Origin of the sequence: Thermomonas sp. XSG (assembly GCF_014678725.1) — a bacterium.
Classification (GTDB): Bacteria; Pseudomonadota; Gammaproteobacteria; order Xanthomonadales; family Xanthomonadaceae; genus Thermomonas.
In genome coordinates, this window is the sequence record NZ_CP061497.1 from 84045 (window position 1) to 98506 (window position 14462).

The 14462-nt window shown below is 69.3% G+C and carries 15 protein-coding genes; 11 read left to right on the forward strand and 4 right to left on the reverse strand.

Features of this window, described 5'->3' with window-relative positions:
- Position 1 precedes the first annotated feature (1 nt).
- Genes ICG51_RS00395 through ICG51_RS00425 form a run of 7 tightly spaced genes read left to right on the forward strand, consistent with a single transcriptional unit; the run spans position 2 to position 6254 of the window.
- Complete coding sequence (locus ICG51_RS00395) at positions 2–1261, forward strand: FAD-dependent oxidoreductase (RefSeq protein WP_190281032.1); 1260 nt, start codon at positions 2–4, stop codon at positions 1259–1261.
- Positions 1258–2034: a DUF1365 domain-containing protein gene (locus tag ICG51_RS00400; RefSeq protein ID WP_190281033.1), complete on the forward strand. Its 777-nt coding sequence runs from the start codon at positions 1258–1260 to the stop codon at positions 2032–2034. The genes ICG51_RS00395 and ICG51_RS00400 overlap by 4 nt, the downstream gene beginning before the upstream one ends.
- Positions 2031–3281 (forward strand): cyclopropane-fatty-acyl-phospholipid synthase family protein, encoded by a 1251-nt coding sequence (locus ICG51_RS00405; protein ID WP_190281034.1) that lies wholly within the window; start codon positions 2031–2033, stop codon positions 3279–3281. The genes ICG51_RS00400 and ICG51_RS00405 overlap by 4 nt, the downstream gene beginning before the upstream one ends.
- Positions 3278–3811, forward strand: a complete 534-nt coding sequence (locus tag ICG51_RS00410) for a DUF2878 domain-containing protein (RefSeq protein ID WP_190281035.1) — start codon at positions 3278–3280, stop codon at positions 3809–3811. The genes ICG51_RS00405 and ICG51_RS00410 overlap by 4 nt, the downstream gene beginning before the upstream one ends.
- A 5-nt stretch (positions 3812–3816) precedes the next feature.
- On the forward strand, positions 3817–4581 hold the full coding sequence (locus tag ICG51_RS00415) for a DUF1295 domain-containing protein (RefSeq protein WP_190282292.1): 765 nt from the start codon (positions 3817–3819) through the stop codon (positions 4579–4581).
- 22 nt (positions 4582–4603) lie between these two features.
- Positions 4604–5683 carry a cyclopropane-fatty-acyl-phospholipid synthase family protein gene (locus ICG51_RS00420; RefSeq protein ID WP_190281036.1) on the forward strand — a complete coding sequence of 360 codons (1080 nt, stop codon included), beginning with the start codon at positions 4604–4606 and terminating at the stop codon, positions 5681–5683.
- A gap of 13 nt (positions 5684–5696) precedes the next feature.
- On the forward strand, positions 5697–6254 hold the full coding sequence (locus tag ICG51_RS00425) for a lipocalin family protein (RefSeq protein WP_190281037.1): 558 nt from the start codon (positions 5697–5699) through the stop codon (positions 6252–6254).
- Between the two features lie 24 nt (positions 6255–6278).
- On the opposite strand, the gene ICG51_RS00430 is transcribed toward ICG51_RS00425, so the two are convergent.
- The 3 genes from ICG51_RS00430 to ICG51_RS00440 all read right to left on the reverse strand — a co-directional run bounded on the left by ICG51_RS00430 (position 6279) and on the right by ICG51_RS00440 (position 9681).
- The gene (locus ICG51_RS00430) at positions 6279–6680 is read right to left on the reverse strand and encodes a DUF4124 domain-containing protein (RefSeq protein ID WP_190281038.1); all 402 of its coding nucleotides are present in this window, start codon (positions 6678–6680) and stop codon (positions 6279–6281) included.
- A gap of 155 nt (positions 6681–6835) precedes the next feature.
- Complete coding sequence (gene cueR, locus ICG51_RS00435) at positions 6836–7276, reverse strand: Cu(I)-responsive transcriptional regulator (protein ID WP_190281039.1); 441 nt, start codon at positions 7274–7276, stop codon at positions 6836–6838.
- A 17-nt stretch (positions 7277–7293) separates the two neighbouring features.
- On the reverse strand, positions 7294–9681 hold the full coding sequence (locus tag ICG51_RS00440) for a heavy metal translocating P-type ATPase (RefSeq protein WP_190281040.1): 2388 nt from the start codon (positions 9679–9681) through the stop codon (positions 7294–7296).
- Between the two features lie 136 nt (positions 9682–9817).
- Between ICG51_RS00440 and ICG51_RS00445 the strand changes: the two genes are divergently transcribed.
- Both ICG51_RS00445 and ICG51_RS00450 read left to right on the forward strand, forming a co-directional pair.
- Positions 9818–10018: a heavy-metal-associated domain-containing protein gene (locus ICG51_RS00445; RefSeq protein ID WP_028839668.1), complete on the forward strand. Its 201-nt coding sequence runs from the start codon at positions 9818–9820 to the stop codon at positions 10016–10018.
- Between the two features lie 104 nt (positions 10019–10122).
- Positions 10123–10299 carry a hypothetical protein gene (locus ICG51_RS00450; RefSeq protein ID WP_190281041.1) on the forward strand — a complete coding sequence of 59 codons (177 nt, stop codon included), beginning with the start codon at positions 10123–10125 and terminating at the stop codon, positions 10297–10299.
- Between the two features lie 51 nt (positions 10300–10350).
- Here ICG51_RS00450 and ICG51_RS00455 read toward each other — a convergent pair whose 3' ends face one another.
- Positions 10351–10707, reverse strand: a complete 357-nt coding sequence (locus ICG51_RS00455; protein WP_190281042.1) for an MmcQ/YjbR family DNA-binding protein — start codon at positions 10705–10707, stop codon at positions 10351–10353.
- A 282-nt stretch (positions 10708–10989) separates the two neighbouring features.
- Between ICG51_RS00455 and ICG51_RS00460 the strand changes: the two genes are divergently transcribed.
- Complete coding sequence (locus tag ICG51_RS00460; RefSeq protein WP_190281043.1) at positions 10990–12618, forward strand: TldD/PmbA family protein; 1629 nt, start codon at positions 10990–10992, stop codon at positions 12616–12618.
- A gap of 117 nt (positions 12619–12735) precedes the next feature.
- Complete coding sequence (locus ICG51_RS00465; protein ID WP_190281044.1) at positions 12736–14370, forward strand: TldD/PmbA family protein; 1635 nt, start codon at positions 12736–12738, stop codon at positions 14368–14370.
- Positions 14371–14462: the final 92 nt, after the last annotated feature.

A 14462-nucleotide genomic window follows, 5' to 3' on the forward strand; every position in this document is an offset into this window, starting at 1 on the left:
GATGCGCATCGCAGTCGTCGGTTCCGGCATCGCCGGCCTGGCCAGCGCCTGGCTGCTGTCGCAGGCGCACGAGGTGGTGCTGTTCGAGGCCAACGACTACCTCGGCGGGCACACCCACACCCACGCCGTCGAGCAGGCCGGGCGTTCGTATCAAGTGGATACCGGCTTCATCGTCCACAACCCGGCGCATTACCCGCTGCTGACCCGCCTGTTCGACACCTTGGGCGTGGCGACGCAGCCCACCACCATGAGTTTTTCGGTGCACAGTGCCCGCACCGGGCTGGAATACAACGCGACCACGCTGGATACGCTGTTCTGCCAGCGCCGCAACCTGCTGTCGCCGCGCTTCCTCGGCATGGTGCGCGACCTGTTCCGCTTCTACCGGCAGGCGCCGTCCCTGCTGGTGGGTGACGGCCCGGGCCCGGGCATCGGCGACTGGCTGGATGCCAATGGCTACGGCGCGGCCTTCCGCGACGACCATCTGGTGCCGATGGCCTCGGCGCTGTGGTCGTCGCCGCCGGAGCAGATCCTGCGGTTCCCGGCGCGCTACCTGGTGCAGTTCATGGCCAACCACCAGATGCTGCAGGTCAGCGGCCGCCCCGAGTGGCGGGTGGTGCGCGGCGGGTCTGCCAGCTATGTCGAAGCGCTGCGTGCGCGCTGGCAGGTGCAGGAACGCCTGCGCTGCCCCGTGCGCTCGGTAGTCCGCGATGGCCACGGCGTGGTGGTGGAGAGTGCAGCCTGCAGTGAACGCTTCGACCAGATCGTGCTGGCCTGCCACAGCGACCAGGCGCTGGCGCTGCTGGCCGACGCCAGCGTCAACGAACGCGACGTCCTCGGTGCGATCGCCTACCAGCCCAACGAGGTGGTGCTGCACACCGATGCCAGCCTGCTGCCGCGCAACCGCAAGGCGTGGGCGGCATGGAATGCCTTCCTGCCGGGCGACCCGGAGGCGCCCTGCACCGTCAGCTACTGCATGAACCTGCTGCAGGGCCTGCATTCGCCCGACCCGTTCGTGGTGACGCTGAACCGCAGCGAGGCTATCGCCCCGGACAAGGTGCTGCGCCGGCTGCGCTACCACCACCCGGTGTATGACGCGGCGTCGGTGGCGGCGCAGCAGCGAAAAGCCGCCATCCAGGGCCACAACCACACCTGGTTCGCCGGCGCTTACTGGGGCTGGGGCTTCCACGAGGACGGCATGCGCAGCGCCGTAGAAGTCGCGGCCGGGCTGGGCGTGGCGTGGCCGCAGGGTGCGGCAGCATGAGCGCGCGGCTGCACAGCGCGGTTTACGAAGGCGTGGTCCGGCATCGCCGCAGCGCGCCGCGCCCGCATGCGTTCCGTTACCGGATGGCCCAGCTCTACCTCGACCTCGACGAGATCGACGCCGTGTTCCGCGGCCGCTGGCTGTGGTCGGTCGGGCGCCGCAACCTGGCCGAATTCCGCCGCGCCGATTTCCTCGGCCCGGCGGAGCGACCGCTCAAGGAAGCGGTGAAGGACCGGGTGGAGGCCGCCATCGGCGAGCGCCCGGCCGGCCCGGTGCGCCTGCTGGCGCACCTGCGCTACGCCGGCATGGTGTTCAACCCGGTCAGCTTTTATTACTGCTTCGACGCCGACGGCGAAACCCTGCACAGCATCGTCGCCGAGATCACCAACACACCGTGGCTGGAGCGCCACGCCTACGTGCTGCCGGTGGACGCCGCCAGCGGCAACGGACGGATGCTGCGCTGGGACTTCGACAAGACCTTCCATGTTTCTCCGTTCCTTGGCATGCAGCGCCGCTACGACTGGCGCTTCACCGTGCCCGCCGACGCCCTGCACGTGAACATGGCGGTGCTGGGTGCGAACGGCCGCGAGTTCGACGCGCACCTGCAGCTGCGGCGCCGCCCGATCAGCGCCGACGCGCTGGCGCGCGTGTTGTGGCGCTATCCGCTGATGACCGCGCAGGTGGTCGGTGCCATCTACTGGCATGCCCTGCGGCTGTGGCTCAAGCGCACCCCCTTCCACGACCATCCACGACTTTCAGGAGGCCGTTCTTGAACGCCATCGTCCAGACCGCACCCGCCAGCGCATTCGGCGCCTTCGACAAGTTCCTGCGCCAGCGCGTGCTGCAGCGTCTGTCCGCGCTGGGCCACGGCCACCTGCTGGTCAACGACGCGCTGGGCAGCGCCGAGTTCGGTCGCGCCGGCGATGGCCCCGCGGTCGTCCTCGATGTGCTGGACCCGGGCTTCTACCGGGCTTTGGCCGGCAACGGCAGCGTCGGTGCTGGCGAGGCCTACATGGACGGTCAGTGGCGGTGCAGCGACCTGGTCGCACTGGTGCAGCTGCTGGTGCGCAACCGCGACCTGCTGGACGGTATGGAAACCGGCAGCGCCCGGCTGGGCGGGCTGGCGATGCAGGCACTGCACGCCCTGCGCCGCAACACCCGCGCCGGCAGCCGGCGCAACATCGCCGCGCACTACGACCTCGGCAACGACTTCTTCCGCCTGTTCCTGTCCGCGGACCTGATGTATTCCTCGGCGTACTGGGCGGGTGACGACGACACGCTGGAAGCGGCCTCCACCCGCAAGCTGGATGTGATCTGCCGCAAGCTGGCGCTGAACCCCGGCGACCATGTGGTGGAGATCGGCACCGGCTGGGGCGGCTTCGCCCTGCATGCCGCCCGGCACTACGGCTGCCGCGTCACCACCACCACCATCTCGCGCGAGCAGCACGACCTCGCCGCGGCGCGGATCCAGCAGGCCGGTCTGGGCGAACGCGTGACCCTGCTGCAGTCCGACTATCGCGACCTTGATGGCCAGTACGACAAGCTGGTGTCGATCGAGATGATCGAGGCGGTGGGCGCGGACTTCCAGGACAGCTACTTCTCTCAGATCGGCCGGCTGTTGAAGCCGGAGGGACTGGCGCTGGTGCAGGCCATCACCATCGAGGACCATCGCTACGAGCAGGCGTTGAAGTCAGTGGACTTCATCAAGCGCCACGTGTTCCCCGGCTGTTTCATTCCCTCGGTCAGCGCGATGCTGGCGTCGAAGACCCGCAGCAGTGACCTGGCGCTGGTCGCGCTGGAGGATTTCGGCCTGTCCTATGCGCGCACCCTGCATGCCTGGCGCGAACGCTTCCTCGCGCAGCTGGCGGCGGTGCGGGCGCAGGGCTTCGACGAGCGCTTCATCCGCATGTGGGAGTTCTACCTCGCCTATTGCGAAGGCGGCTTCCGCGAGCGTGCCATCGGCGTGTCGCACCTGCTGATGGCCAGGCCGGGCTGGCGTCCGCTGGAGCACGGCGCATGACCTTCTGGCTGACCCTGCTGGGCTATCAGGCCACCTGGTTCGCGGCGGTGATCGGCGCCGGCCAGGGCCTGTGGTGGCCGGGCGCCGCCGCCGCCGGGCTGTTCGCGCTGTGGCGACTGTCGGTGTCGCCGCACCGGTTGCTGGAGGCGCGGCTGGTGCTGGTGGCGCTGGCCGTCGGCCTGGTGCTGGAAAACCTGTGGGTGCGCAGCGGGTTGCTCGACTACGCCGCGGCCTGGCCGTGGGCGGGTTCGCCGGCGTGGATCCTGGCCCTGTGGTGGGCATTCGCGCTGGCCATCGTGCCGCTGCTGGGCTACCTGCACCGGCGCCTGCTGCTGGCGGCGCTGTTCGGTGCGATCGGCGGCCCGCTGGCCTACCTTGGCGCCGCGCGCGGCTGGGACGTGGTGCAGTTCGCCAGCCCGCAGTGGCACAGCCTGCTGGCGCTGGCCGCCGGCTGGGCGCTGGCGATGCCCCTGCTGGCGTGGCTGGCCCGGCGCGGCCTGCAACAGAGTCCCCAGGGAGGTGCCGCATGAGTCCCATCCAGCAACTGCCGTGGATCTGGCTGCTGGCCGCGTTGCTGATGGTGCTGGGCTGGCTGTGGCAGCGAAGGCGCGACAACGCCGGCATCGTCGACGTGCTGTGGTCCGCCGGTCTTGCCGGTGCGGCGCTACTGCTGGCGCTGTCCGGCACTGGCGCGACCGGCGCGCGCCTGCTGGTGGGCGTGCTGGCCACCGCGTGGGCGTTGCGGCTGGCCCTGCACCTGTGGGCGCGCGTGCGCAGCGAACCGGAGGACGGCCGCTACCGCGCACTGCGCGAACACTGGCAGGGAAGCCAGCTGAAATTCTTCGGCTTCTTCCAGTTCCAGGCGCTGCTGGTGGTGCTGTTCTCGCTGCCGCTGGCCGCGGTGGCCGGGCATCCTGCGCCCGCGCCCTGGCAGCTGGCCGTGGCTGCCGCGATCTGGCTGGTCTCGGTCGGCGGCGAATCGCTGGCGGACGCCCAGCTGGCGCGCTTCCGCGCCGACCCGGCCAACCGCGGCAAGACCTGTCGCAGCGGGCTGTGGCGGTATTCGCGCCATCCGAACTACTTCTTCGAATGGCTGCACTGGTGCGCGTACGCGGTCGCCGCCATCGGCGCGCCGCTGGCGTGGCTGGGCTGGCTGGGGCCGGTGGTGATGTACCTGTTCCTGCGCTACATCAGCGGCATCCCCTTCACCGAACAGCAGGCCCTGCGCAGCCGCGGCGACGACTACCGCGAGTACCAGCGCACCACCCCGATGCTGTTCCCGTGGTTCCCGAAATCCTGACCTAGCAACAAGGAGCGCGCGCATGACCACCGCCACCCTGGACGGCAACGAACTCTCCCGCGACCGAGCCGCGCCCGGCCTGCTGGGGCTGGCCGAGCGCGGCCTGCTGCCCGACGCCGCCATCCGCGCCGGCATCCGCCGGTTGTGCGCGCAGCGCCTCGAGGACGAGCGCGCTGGCGGCGTCGAGCTCCAGTCGCTGCGCCAGCAGGAGCTGCTGGAGCTGCTGCGGCAGAGCCCCGTCGCCATCGAGACGGACGCCGCCAACGCCCAGCACTACGAGCTGCCGCCGGCGTTCTTCTCCCATTGCCTGGGCCCGCGCCTGAAGTACTCCAGCTGCTACTACCCGCGCGGCAACGAGACCCTGGCCGAGGCGGAGGAAGCGATGCTGGCGCTGTACTGCGAGCGCGCCGGGCTGGCCGACGGCCAGGACATCCTGGAGCTGGGCTGCGGCTGGGGCTCGCTGACGCTGTGGATGGCGGAGCACTACCCGAACGCGCGCATCACCGCGGTGTCCAACTCCAACGGCCAGCGCGGTTTCATCGAAGCGCGCTGCCGCGAGCGCGGCCTGACCAACGTGCAGGTGCTGACCCGCGACGTGAACACCCTCGCCCTGCCCGCCGCCGGCTTCGATCGCTGCGTTTCGGTGGAGATGTTCGAGCACATGCGCAACTACGACAGCCTGCTGGGCCGTATCGGCAGCTGGCTGCGCCCGGGTGGCCGGCTGTTCGTGCACATCTTCGTCCACCGCACCCTGCTGTACCCGTTCGAGACGCAGGGCGAGGACAACTGGATGGGCCGGCATTTCTTCACCGGCGGCCTGATGCCGGCGGCCGACACCCTGCTGCATTTCCAAGGCGCGCTGGCGATCCGCCAGCAGTGGCTACTGGAGGGCAGCCACTACGAGAAGACCGCCAACCACTGGCTGCAACAGCAGGACGCGCATCGCGATAAGGTGATGGCGATCCTGCGCGAAGCTTATGGCGACGCCGCCGGCCTGTGGTTCCAGCGCTGGCGCATGTTCTGGATGGCCTGCGCCGAGCTGTTCGGCTACGCCGACGGCCAGGAGTGGATGGTGTCGCACTACCTGTTTGAGCGTCCCTGACCGGAGTACCACCATGCGCCTGCGACTGCCTGCACGACAGTGGTGGTTATCGGCCGCGCTGCTGTTCATCGGCAGCGTGGCCGCCAACCTGCCCGCCATCCGCCCGGTCGCGCACGTGGACCTGGCCCGCTTCATGGGTACCTGGTACCTGGTGGGCGGCATCCCCACCCGCTATGAACGCGATGCGTGGAATGCAGTGGAAACCTACACGCTGCGTCGCGACGGCAGCATCCGCACCACCCTGACCTTCAACCATGGCCGCGCCGACGGCCCGCGCAAGCACATCGAGGCGCCGGCACGGGTGCGCCCCGGCACCGGTAACGCGGTCTGGGACGTGCGCGTGTTCGGGCCGATGAAGGCGCAGTACGTGGTGGCCTGGCTGCGCGACGACTACAGCCTGATGGTGGTGGCCCGCGATGCCCGCGACTATGCGTGGGTGTTCGCGCGCTCGCCCGACGTGGCGGACGCGGAGCTGGAACGCGCGCGCCAGCGCCTGCGCGGACTGGGCTACGATCTGTCGAAGTGGCGGACGGTGCCGCATTCCGCCACCACTTTCGCGGACAACCGCTGACGGCGGCAGGCATCCCGCGCCAGCTCAGTAACCCCCGCAGACTGCGCGCACCTGTGTATCCAGTGCGCTGAGCTGGTGATAGCTGCGCTTCAGGCCGAGGCGCTGCAGCGATGCCTCGCGCTTGGCCTTGCCTGCCCGGCAGCGCTGGCTGGCGGTGGATGCGCTGCCCACGCGCAGGATGCGATTGCCGCCGCTGCCGTTCGCGTAGCGACGCGGCTGCCGTCGCGTTACCTCGGGGACTACCCCGGAACGCGCCACCACCGGTTCTGCCCGGTACTCCACCACCCGGTCCAGCCGCTGCCGTGCCGCGCAGGGTTGCGACTGGTAGCTCACCGCGCCGTCGCGGCCGAGGCAGCGGTACAGGCTCTCCGCATGCGCGTGCGGCAGCAGGACACAGAGCAGGCCGATCAGCAGCAGCGGTCGCATGGCGTGGCTCCACGGGGCGATGCGGGCAGCCTCCTGCAATCGCACTGACGGGCCAATCGCCGGAGGGCGCGCGCACGGGTCGGGGAATGCCGCATCCCGGCGACGGACTTCCCGCTTGCCTACGGCGGTCCGCGTCGCCGTGCCAGCGCCATCTGTCAGGACGCCAGATCGTCCAGGATCGGACAGGTCGGCCGGCCATCGCCGTGGCAGCGCCGCGCCAGGGTTTCCAGCGTGCGCTGCATCGCCTGCAGTTCGCGGATCTTCTCGCCCAGCTCGGCGGCGTGCGCGCGTGCCAGCTGCTTGACCTCGGCACTGGCGCGCTGCGGGTCGTCCCACAACGCCAGCAGCGCTTCGATCTGCTTGATCGCAAACCCCAGCGAGCGCGCGCGCTTGATGAAGCGCAGCCGGTGCAGGTCGGCTTCGTTGTACAGGCGGTAGTTGGCGAAGGTGCGCGCAGCCGGCGCGATCAGTCCGATGCTTTCGTAGTGGCGGATCATCTTCGCCGACACGCCGGTGAGCGCCGCGGCCTGGCCGATGTTGTGCAGGCCCGCCTCCAGCGCGTCGGCCAGTTCCGGGCGGATGGTCGTGGATGCCATGTCGTTCTCCTTGCGGATCAGTCGCGCGCCCGCGGCGACCAGCGCCGCAGCAGCAGGGCATTGCCCACCACACTGACGCTGGACAGCGCCATCGCAGCGCCGGCGATCACCGGGTCCAGCAGGCCCAACGCCGCAAGCGGGATGCCGATGACGTTGTAGATGAAGGCCCAGAACAGGTTCTGGTGGATCTTGCGCACGCTGCGGCGGGAGATGTCGATGGCGTCGGCCACCAGCCGTGGGTCCGGCCGCATCAGGGTGATGCCGGCGGCGTGCATCGCCACGTCGGTGCCGCTGCCCATCGCGAACCCCACCGTGGCCGCGGCCAGCGCCGGCGCATCGTTGAGCCCGTCGCCCACCATGCCCACCGGGCCCTGCGCCGCGAGTGCGCGGATCGCCTCCACCTTGTCGGCCGGCAGCAGTTCGGCGCGCACCTCGTCGTCGGCCAGCCCCAATTGGGCCCCCACCGCGCGGGCGGCGGCGCGGTTGTCGCCGGACAGCATCAGCGGGCGGATGCCCATCGCGTGCAGGGCCTTGATCGCTTCCGCCGACTGCGGCCGCACTGCGTCACCGAAGGCCAGCAGGCCCAGCAGGCGCCAGCCCGCATCGGTTTCCCGAGCCAGCCACGACTGCGTCTGCCCGGCGTTCGATGCCGCATCCGTCTGCGCCTGTGCGGGCGACAGGTCGATGCCCAGCTCGCCCATCCAGCGGGCATGCCCCAGCACCACGCGGAACCGCCCCGCCCTGCCTTCGACGCCGCGACCGGTGACCGCCGCAATGTCGGTGACTTCGGCCGTCGCGATGCCGCGTTCGCGTGCGGCCGCAAGCACAGCCTTTGCCAGCGGATGTTCGCTGCCCTGCTGCAGGCCCGCGGCCAGCGCCAGCAGCGCCTTCTCGTCACCATCCAGCGCGTGCAGCTGCATCAGCGCGGGCTTGCCCATGGTCAACGTACCGGTCTTGTCGAAGGCCACGCTGCGCAGCTGGCGCGTGGTTTCCAGCGCTTCCACGTCCTTCACCAGGATGCCGGCACGTGCGGCCACGCCGGTGCCGGCCATTACCGCGGCCGGCGTGGCCAGCCCCAGCGCGCACGGGCAGGCGATCACCAGCACCGCGACCGCGTTGAGCAGCGCCTGCGCCCAGTCGCCCTTGGCAAAGCCCCAGCCCAGCAAGGTGAGCAGCGCGATGGCGATGACCACCGGCACGAATACCGCGCTGACCCGGTCCACGATGCGCTGGATCGGCGCCTTCTTCGCCTGTGCGTCCTCCACCAGTCGCACGATATGCGCCAGCACCGATTCGGTACCCACCGCGGTGGTGCGCACCAGCAGCCGGCCCTCGCCGTTCACGGCGCCGCCGGTGACCGCATCGCCGGGTGCCTTCGGCACCGGCAGCGACTCGCCGGTGAGCAGGGATTCGTCGCCGTGGCTGCGACCTTCCATCACCACGCCGTCCACCGGCACGCGCTCGCCGGGACGGATCACCACCAAGTCGTCCACCACGACTTCGGCCAGCGCCAATTCCACCTCCGCGCCATCGCGCAGCACCCGCGCGGTGGCTGGCCGCAGCGCCTGCAGGGCGCGGATGGCGTCGCTGGCCTGGCGCTTGGCGCGCGCCTCCAGCCACTTGCCCAGCAGGATCAGGGTGATGACCACCGCCGAGGATTCGAAATACAGCGGCGGCGCGTGGTGGCCGGACGCGGGCGCCAGCAGGTGGAACACGCTCAGGCCGTAGGCCGCGCTGGTACCCAGCGCCACCAGCTGGTCCATGTTGCCGCTGCGCGCCCGCAGCGCGGCGAAGCCGGCGCGGTAGAAGCGCGCGCCCAGCCAGAACTGCACCGGCGTGGCCAGCAGCCACTGCACCCAGCCCGGCAACTGCCAGTGCACCCCCAGCGCCATCAGCAGCATCGGCAATACCAGCGGCAGCGACAGCGCCGCGGCCAGCAGCACATGCCGCAACTCTTTCGACATACCGGTTGCCGGCGCGGCCTGCGTCGCCTCCTCGCGCACCCGGTAGCCGGCCTTCACCACCGCGGCCTGCAACGCCGACACCGGGGTGCTGGCCAGGTGCCGCACCTGCGCGGTTTCGGTGGCGAGGTTCACGCTGGCGGACAGCACGCCCGGCACCTTGCCCAACGCCTTTTCCACCCGGCCCACGCAGGACGCGCAGGTCATGCCCTCGATGGCCAGGTGCGTCTCATCGGCGGCCACGCCGTAGCCGGCGCGCTCCACCGCCTGCACCAGCTGCGCCAGCGGCAGGCCTGGTGCGCTCACCGAGGCCACCTCGGTGGCCAGGTTCACCGACGCCTCTTCCACCCCGTCCAGCTTGCGCAGCGCCTTCTCCACCCGGCCCGCGCAGCTGGCGCAGGTCATCCCGGTGATGCCCAGCTGGATTGTGGAGTCGGTAGTCATGACGGCCTCGCTGCGATGATGTCCGCGGCCAGCTTCCACCTTCCCAACATGGGAAGGTCAAGCGCGCAGCCTAGGCTTGACCTTGCCACCGTGGCAAGGCCGACACTGCCCGCATCCACCACACCGGGAGACATCCATGCTGTTCAAGGTCGAAAACATGAGCTGCCAGCACTGCGTCAACGCCGTCACCCGCGCCCTGCAGGCGCTGGACCCCGCCGCGCAGGTGCGCGTGGACCTGGCCAGGGGCGAAGTGGAAGCCAGCGGCGCCTTCAGCGCCGACGCCGCCATCGCCGCGCTGGCGGAAGAGGACTACCCGGCGCAGCGCCTCGACGCCTGAGCCTTACGCGGGGCGCGGCCGGCAACGCCTCCCGCCCTCGCCCGCTTCATGGCCAGCACACAGTCCGCCGGCACATTGCCCGCCTGCAAAGGCAGGAGACACAGATGACACCGAAGACACTGAAAACGGCATCGCTGGCAGTGGCCGCGCTTGGCCTGGCGCTGCTGGTGATGATGGTCACCACCGAAGGCGAACCGGGGGCGTTGCCGCTGGGGCTGGTGTCGGCGGGAGTTGTTGGTTATGCAACCGCGTGGCTACGTGGGCGGCGCGCGGATCAATAAGTCGACGCGGCCCCATCTTTCCTCAGGCATCGCGATTGGAATGACGGAAGATCAACGGGCTTTGCCAGCGCGGCGGCTCTTCCCGGAACGGCGGGTGGCTCTCTCGTAGGACCACGCCACCAGCTCACGCAGGTAGTCCTCCGGTACCGAGGCCACGTCCACGATCGTGACCCAGTGGAACCGGGCCATGTAGCGGGCGGGCTTGATGCCGGGCACGTCCGTCAATTCCAGGAAGCGCTCCGGGGTGACCCGGACGCTGAAACGCCACTTCTCCGGCTCGCTGGTCTTGAAGTACGCGAACTTGCGGCCGCCGACGTAGTAAACCAGCACGTTGCTGGGCGGGTCGTACAGCTTCGACGAAACGCTTGCGTAGCTGCTGCAGAGGGCTTTTACCGCGGCGACGTCCATTGGATTTTCTTTGACCGATCTTGCGTTGAGGCAGGCCTCACCAAGGAGCACCTTCGATTTTGGTATATCCCCACCCTCGCCGTCTGGTCAAGCTGAACTCCAGCGCGGGTTTGGCCCCTTGCTCCGCCCATTCGGCGGCGTGGATGTCCTTTTCGAACAGGCTCGCCGACTGGGGCTGATCGCCATCCGCCGCTCTCCCGTGTCGAAAGGCACTCCCGCCCCCGCCCCCGCCTGCCGAGAATCCAGCGTTGGCAGCACGGTCGGCGCTGCGGGGAGAGACAGATGCAACGACGCGAATTCCTGGCACTGTCCGGCTTCGGCCTGGCCGGGCTTATGCTGCCGCACGCGCGGCTGATTGCCGCCGAGCAGCTGCTGATGCCGGCCGATGCGGCCAAAAACAAGGCGCTGGCGGATGCGGTGCTGGCGCAGGCGCGGGCGGGCGGCGCGAGTTATTGCGACGTACGGATCGGGCGCTATCTCAACCAGGCCATCCAGACTCGCGAAGACCGGGTGCTGAACGTGACCAACAGCGAGTCGTCGGGCGTCGGCATCCGGGTGATCGTGGATGGTGCCTGGGGCTTTGCCGCCACTCATCGGCAGACCGCCGACGGCATGCGTGAGGCCGTGGCGCGGGCGCTGGCGGTGGCACGCGCCAATGCGCGGCTGCGCGAACAGCCGGTACAGCTGGCGCCGCAGGCCGGCGTGGGCGAGGTGCGCTGGCAGACGCCGATCCGCAAGAACGCGATGGCGGTGCCGGTCAAGGACAAGACCGCGCTGCTGCTGGCGGTGAATGCCGCCGCGCGCAATGCCGGCGCCGACTTCATCAATTCGCAGCTGTTCCTGGTCAACGAGCAGAAATACTTCGCCTCCAGCGATGGATCGTGGATCGACCAGGACGTGCACCGCATCTGGTTGCCGTTCACCGTCACCGCCATCGACAAGGCCAGCGGCAAGTTCCGCACCCGCAACGGACTGTCCTCGCCGATGGGCATGGGCTGGGAGTTCCTGGATGGCGATGCCGCCGGCAGGTTCCAGCTGCCCGGCGGCGTGGTCGGCTACGGCCACTCCTACGATCCGGTGGAGGACGCCATCGCTGCCGCGAAACAGGCGCGCGCCAAGCTCAAGGCGCCGTCGGTGCAGCCTGGCAAGTACGACCTGGTGCTGGATCCGTCGAACCTGTTCCTGACCATCCACGAAAACGTGGGCCACCCGCTGGAGCTGGACCGCGTGCTGGGCTACGAGGCCAATTACGCCGGCACCAGCTTCGCCACTCTGGACAAGCGCGAGGCCGGTTTCCGCTGGGGCAGCGACATCGTCAACTTCACCGCCGACAAGACCGAGCCCTACAGCTTGGGCGCGGTGGGCTACGACGATGAAGGCGTGAAGACCCGCAAGTGGGATCTGGTGAAGGACGGCGTGCTGGTCAATTACCAGGCCACCCGCGACGAAGTGCACATCCTCGGCGAGGACGCTTCGCACGGCTGCAGCTATGCCGATTCGTGGAAGAGCGTGCAGTTCCAGCGCATGGCCAACGTGTCGCTGGCGCCGGGCAAGGCGCCGCTGACACCGGCGCAGATGGTCAAGGACGTGGAGGACGGCCTGTACATCCACGGCCGCGGCTCCTACTCCATCGACCAGCAGCGCTACAACGCGCAGTTCGGTGGGCAGCTCTACTACCGCATCCGCAACGGCGAGATCAAAGAGATGGTGGAGGACGCCGCCTACCAGATCCGCACGCCGGAGTTCTGGAACGCCTGCAACGCGATCTGCGATGCGCGCGACTTCCGCCTGGGAGGTTCGTTCTTCGACGGCAAGGGCCAGCCCAGCCAGGTCTCGGCGGTCTCGCACGGGTCCGCCACCGCCCGTTTCGACGGCATCAACATCATCAACACCGCACGCAGCCTGGGCTGAGCCGCGCGCCATGCCGAAAGTCATTTGCGCGGCCTGCGCCCGGCCCGCAAGAATCGGGATGGATCCACCCTGCCCCATCGCCGCACCGCCCATCCCGTTTCCACCAGGAGAGCCGCCTTGCAACGACGTGAATTCCTCGCCCTGACCGGGCTTGCCGCCGGCGGCCTGCTGCTGCCGTCGTTCTTCGGGAATGCCATTGCGGCGGAGCAGCTGCTGATCCCGCTGGACCCGGCGCTGAAGAAGCGCCTGGCCGACGAGGCGATGGGCGCCGCCCGCGCCGCCGGCGCCAGCTATTGCGACGTGCGCATCGGCCGCTACCTGCGGCAGGCGGTGATGACCCGCGAGAACAAGGTGCAGGGCGTGATGAACGGCGAGTCCACCGGCGTGGGCATCCGCGTCATCGCCAATGGCGCCTGGGGCTTTGCCGCCACCAACAACCTGACCCCCGACGGCGTGGCCAAGGCCGCGCGCCAGGCCACCGCGATTGCCAAGGCCAACGCGAAGATCCAGAGCGCGCCGGTGCAGCTGGCGAAGGCGCCTGGCTACGGCGAGGTCAGCTGGCGTACGCCGATCCTGAAGAACGCGATGGAAGTGCCGGTGAAGGACAAGGCCGACCTGCTGCTGGGCGTGAACGCCGCGGCGATGGCGGCCGGCGCCAGCTTCGTCAATTCCACCCTGTTCGCGATCAACGAGCAGAAGTACTTCGCCTCCACCGACGGTTCCTACATCGACCAGGACGTGCACCGGATCTGGGCGCCGATGAGCGTGACCGTGATCGACAAGGCCAGCGGCAAGTTCCGCAGCCGCTCCGGCCTGTCCTCCCCGATGGGCATGGGCTTCGAATACCTGGACGGCAACGCCGCCGACAAGACCGTGCTGCCGAATGGCGTGACCGTGTACGGCAAGAGCTACGACATGCGCGAGGACGCCATCGCCGCCGCCAAGCACGCGCAGGAAAAGCTCAAGGCCGCCTCGGTGAAGCCGGGCAAGTACGACCTGGTGCTGGACCCCTCGCACACCTGGCTGACCATCCACGAATCGGTGGGCCATCCGCTGGAGCTGGACCGCGTGCTGGGCTACGAGGCCAACTACGCCGGCACCAGTTTCGCCACGCTGGAGAAGCGCGAACAGCGCTTCCAGTACGGCAGCGAGCTGGTCGACATCTTCGCCGACAAGACCCAGCCCGGCAGCCTGGGCGCGGTCGGCTTCGACGACGAAGGCGTGAAGTGCAAGCGCTGGGATCTGATCCAGGCCGGCAAGCTGGTGGACTACCAGACCATCCGCGACCAGGCCCACATCCTCGGCAAGACCGAGTCCGATGGCTGCTGCTATGCCGATTCCTGGTCCAGCGTGCAGTTCCAGCGCATGGCCAACGTGTCGCTGGCGCCCGGCAAGCAGAAGCTGTCGGTGGATGACCTGGTGAAGGACGTGGAGAACGGCATCTACATCGTCGGCGACGGCTCGTTCTCGATCGACCAGCAGCGCTACAACGCGCAGTTCGGCGGCCAGCTGTTCTACGAGATCAAGGACGGCAAGGTGACGCGCCCGCTGGAGGACGTGGCCTACCAGATCCGCACGCCGGAGTTCTGGAACGCCTGCGCGGCCATCGCCGACGAGCGCGACTACCGCCTGGGTGGTTCGTTCTTCGACGGCAAGGGCCAGCCGGGCCAGGTGTCGGCGGTGTCGCACGGCTCGTCCACCGCCCGCTTCAACGGCATCAACGTCATCAACACCGCGCGCAACCTGGGTTGAACCCTGCAGGGCCGGGCCCGCCCGGCGGCATCGGATCGTCGATCCCACCCCATCACCAGAGCCGCGGAGCCCGCTCCGCGCTGCAAGGAGAA

Bases quoted from the DNA above. Each gene is read 5' to 3' on its own strand.
- ICG51_RS00395 (WP_190281032.1), top strand. From the start codon at position 2: ATGCGCATCGCAGTCGTCGGTTCCGGCATCGCCGGCCTGGCCAGCGCC.
- ICG51_RS00400 (WP_190281033.1), top strand. From the start codon at position 1,258: ATGAGCGCGCGGCTGCACAGCGCGGTTTACGAAGGCGTGGTCCGGCAT.
- ICG51_RS00410 (WP_190281035.1), top strand. From the start codon at position 3,278: ATGACCTTCTGGCTGACCCTGCTGGGCTATCAGGCCACCTGGTTCGCG.
- ICG51_RS00420 (WP_190281036.1), top strand. From the start codon at position 4,604: ATGACCACCGCCACCCTGGACGGCAACGAACTCTCCCGCGACCGAGCC.
- ICG51_RS00425 (WP_190281037.1), top strand. From the start codon at position 5,697: ATGCGCCTGCGACTGCCTGCACGACAGTGGTGGTTATCGGCCGCGCTG.
- ICG51_RS00430 (WP_190281038.1), bottom strand. From the start codon at position 6,680: ATGCGACCGCTGCTGCTGATCGGCCTGCTCTGTGTCCTGCTGCCGCAC.
- cueR (WP_190281039.1), bottom strand. From the start codon at position 7,276: ATGGCATCCACGACCATCCGCCCGGAACTGGCCGACGCGCTGGAGGCG.
- ICG51_RS00440 (WP_190281040.1), bottom strand. From the start codon at position 9,681: ATGACTACCGACTCCACAATCCAGCTGGGCATCACCGGGATGACCTGC.
- ICG51_RS00445 (WP_028839668.1), top strand. From the start codon at position 9,818: ATGCTGTTCAAGGTCGAAAACATGAGCTGCCAGCACTGCGTCAACGCC.
- ICG51_RS00450 (WP_190281041.1), top strand. From the start codon at position 10,123: ATGACACCGAAGACACTGAAAACGGCATCGCTGGCAGTGGCCGCGCTT.
- ICG51_RS00455 (WP_190281042.1), bottom strand. From the start codon at position 10,707: ATGGACGTCGCCGCGGTAAAAGCCCTCTGCAGCAGCTACGCAAGCGTT.
- ICG51_RS00460 (WP_190281043.1), top strand. From the start codon at position 10,990: ATGCAACGACGCGAATTCCTGGCACTGTCCGGCTTCGGCCTGGCCGGG.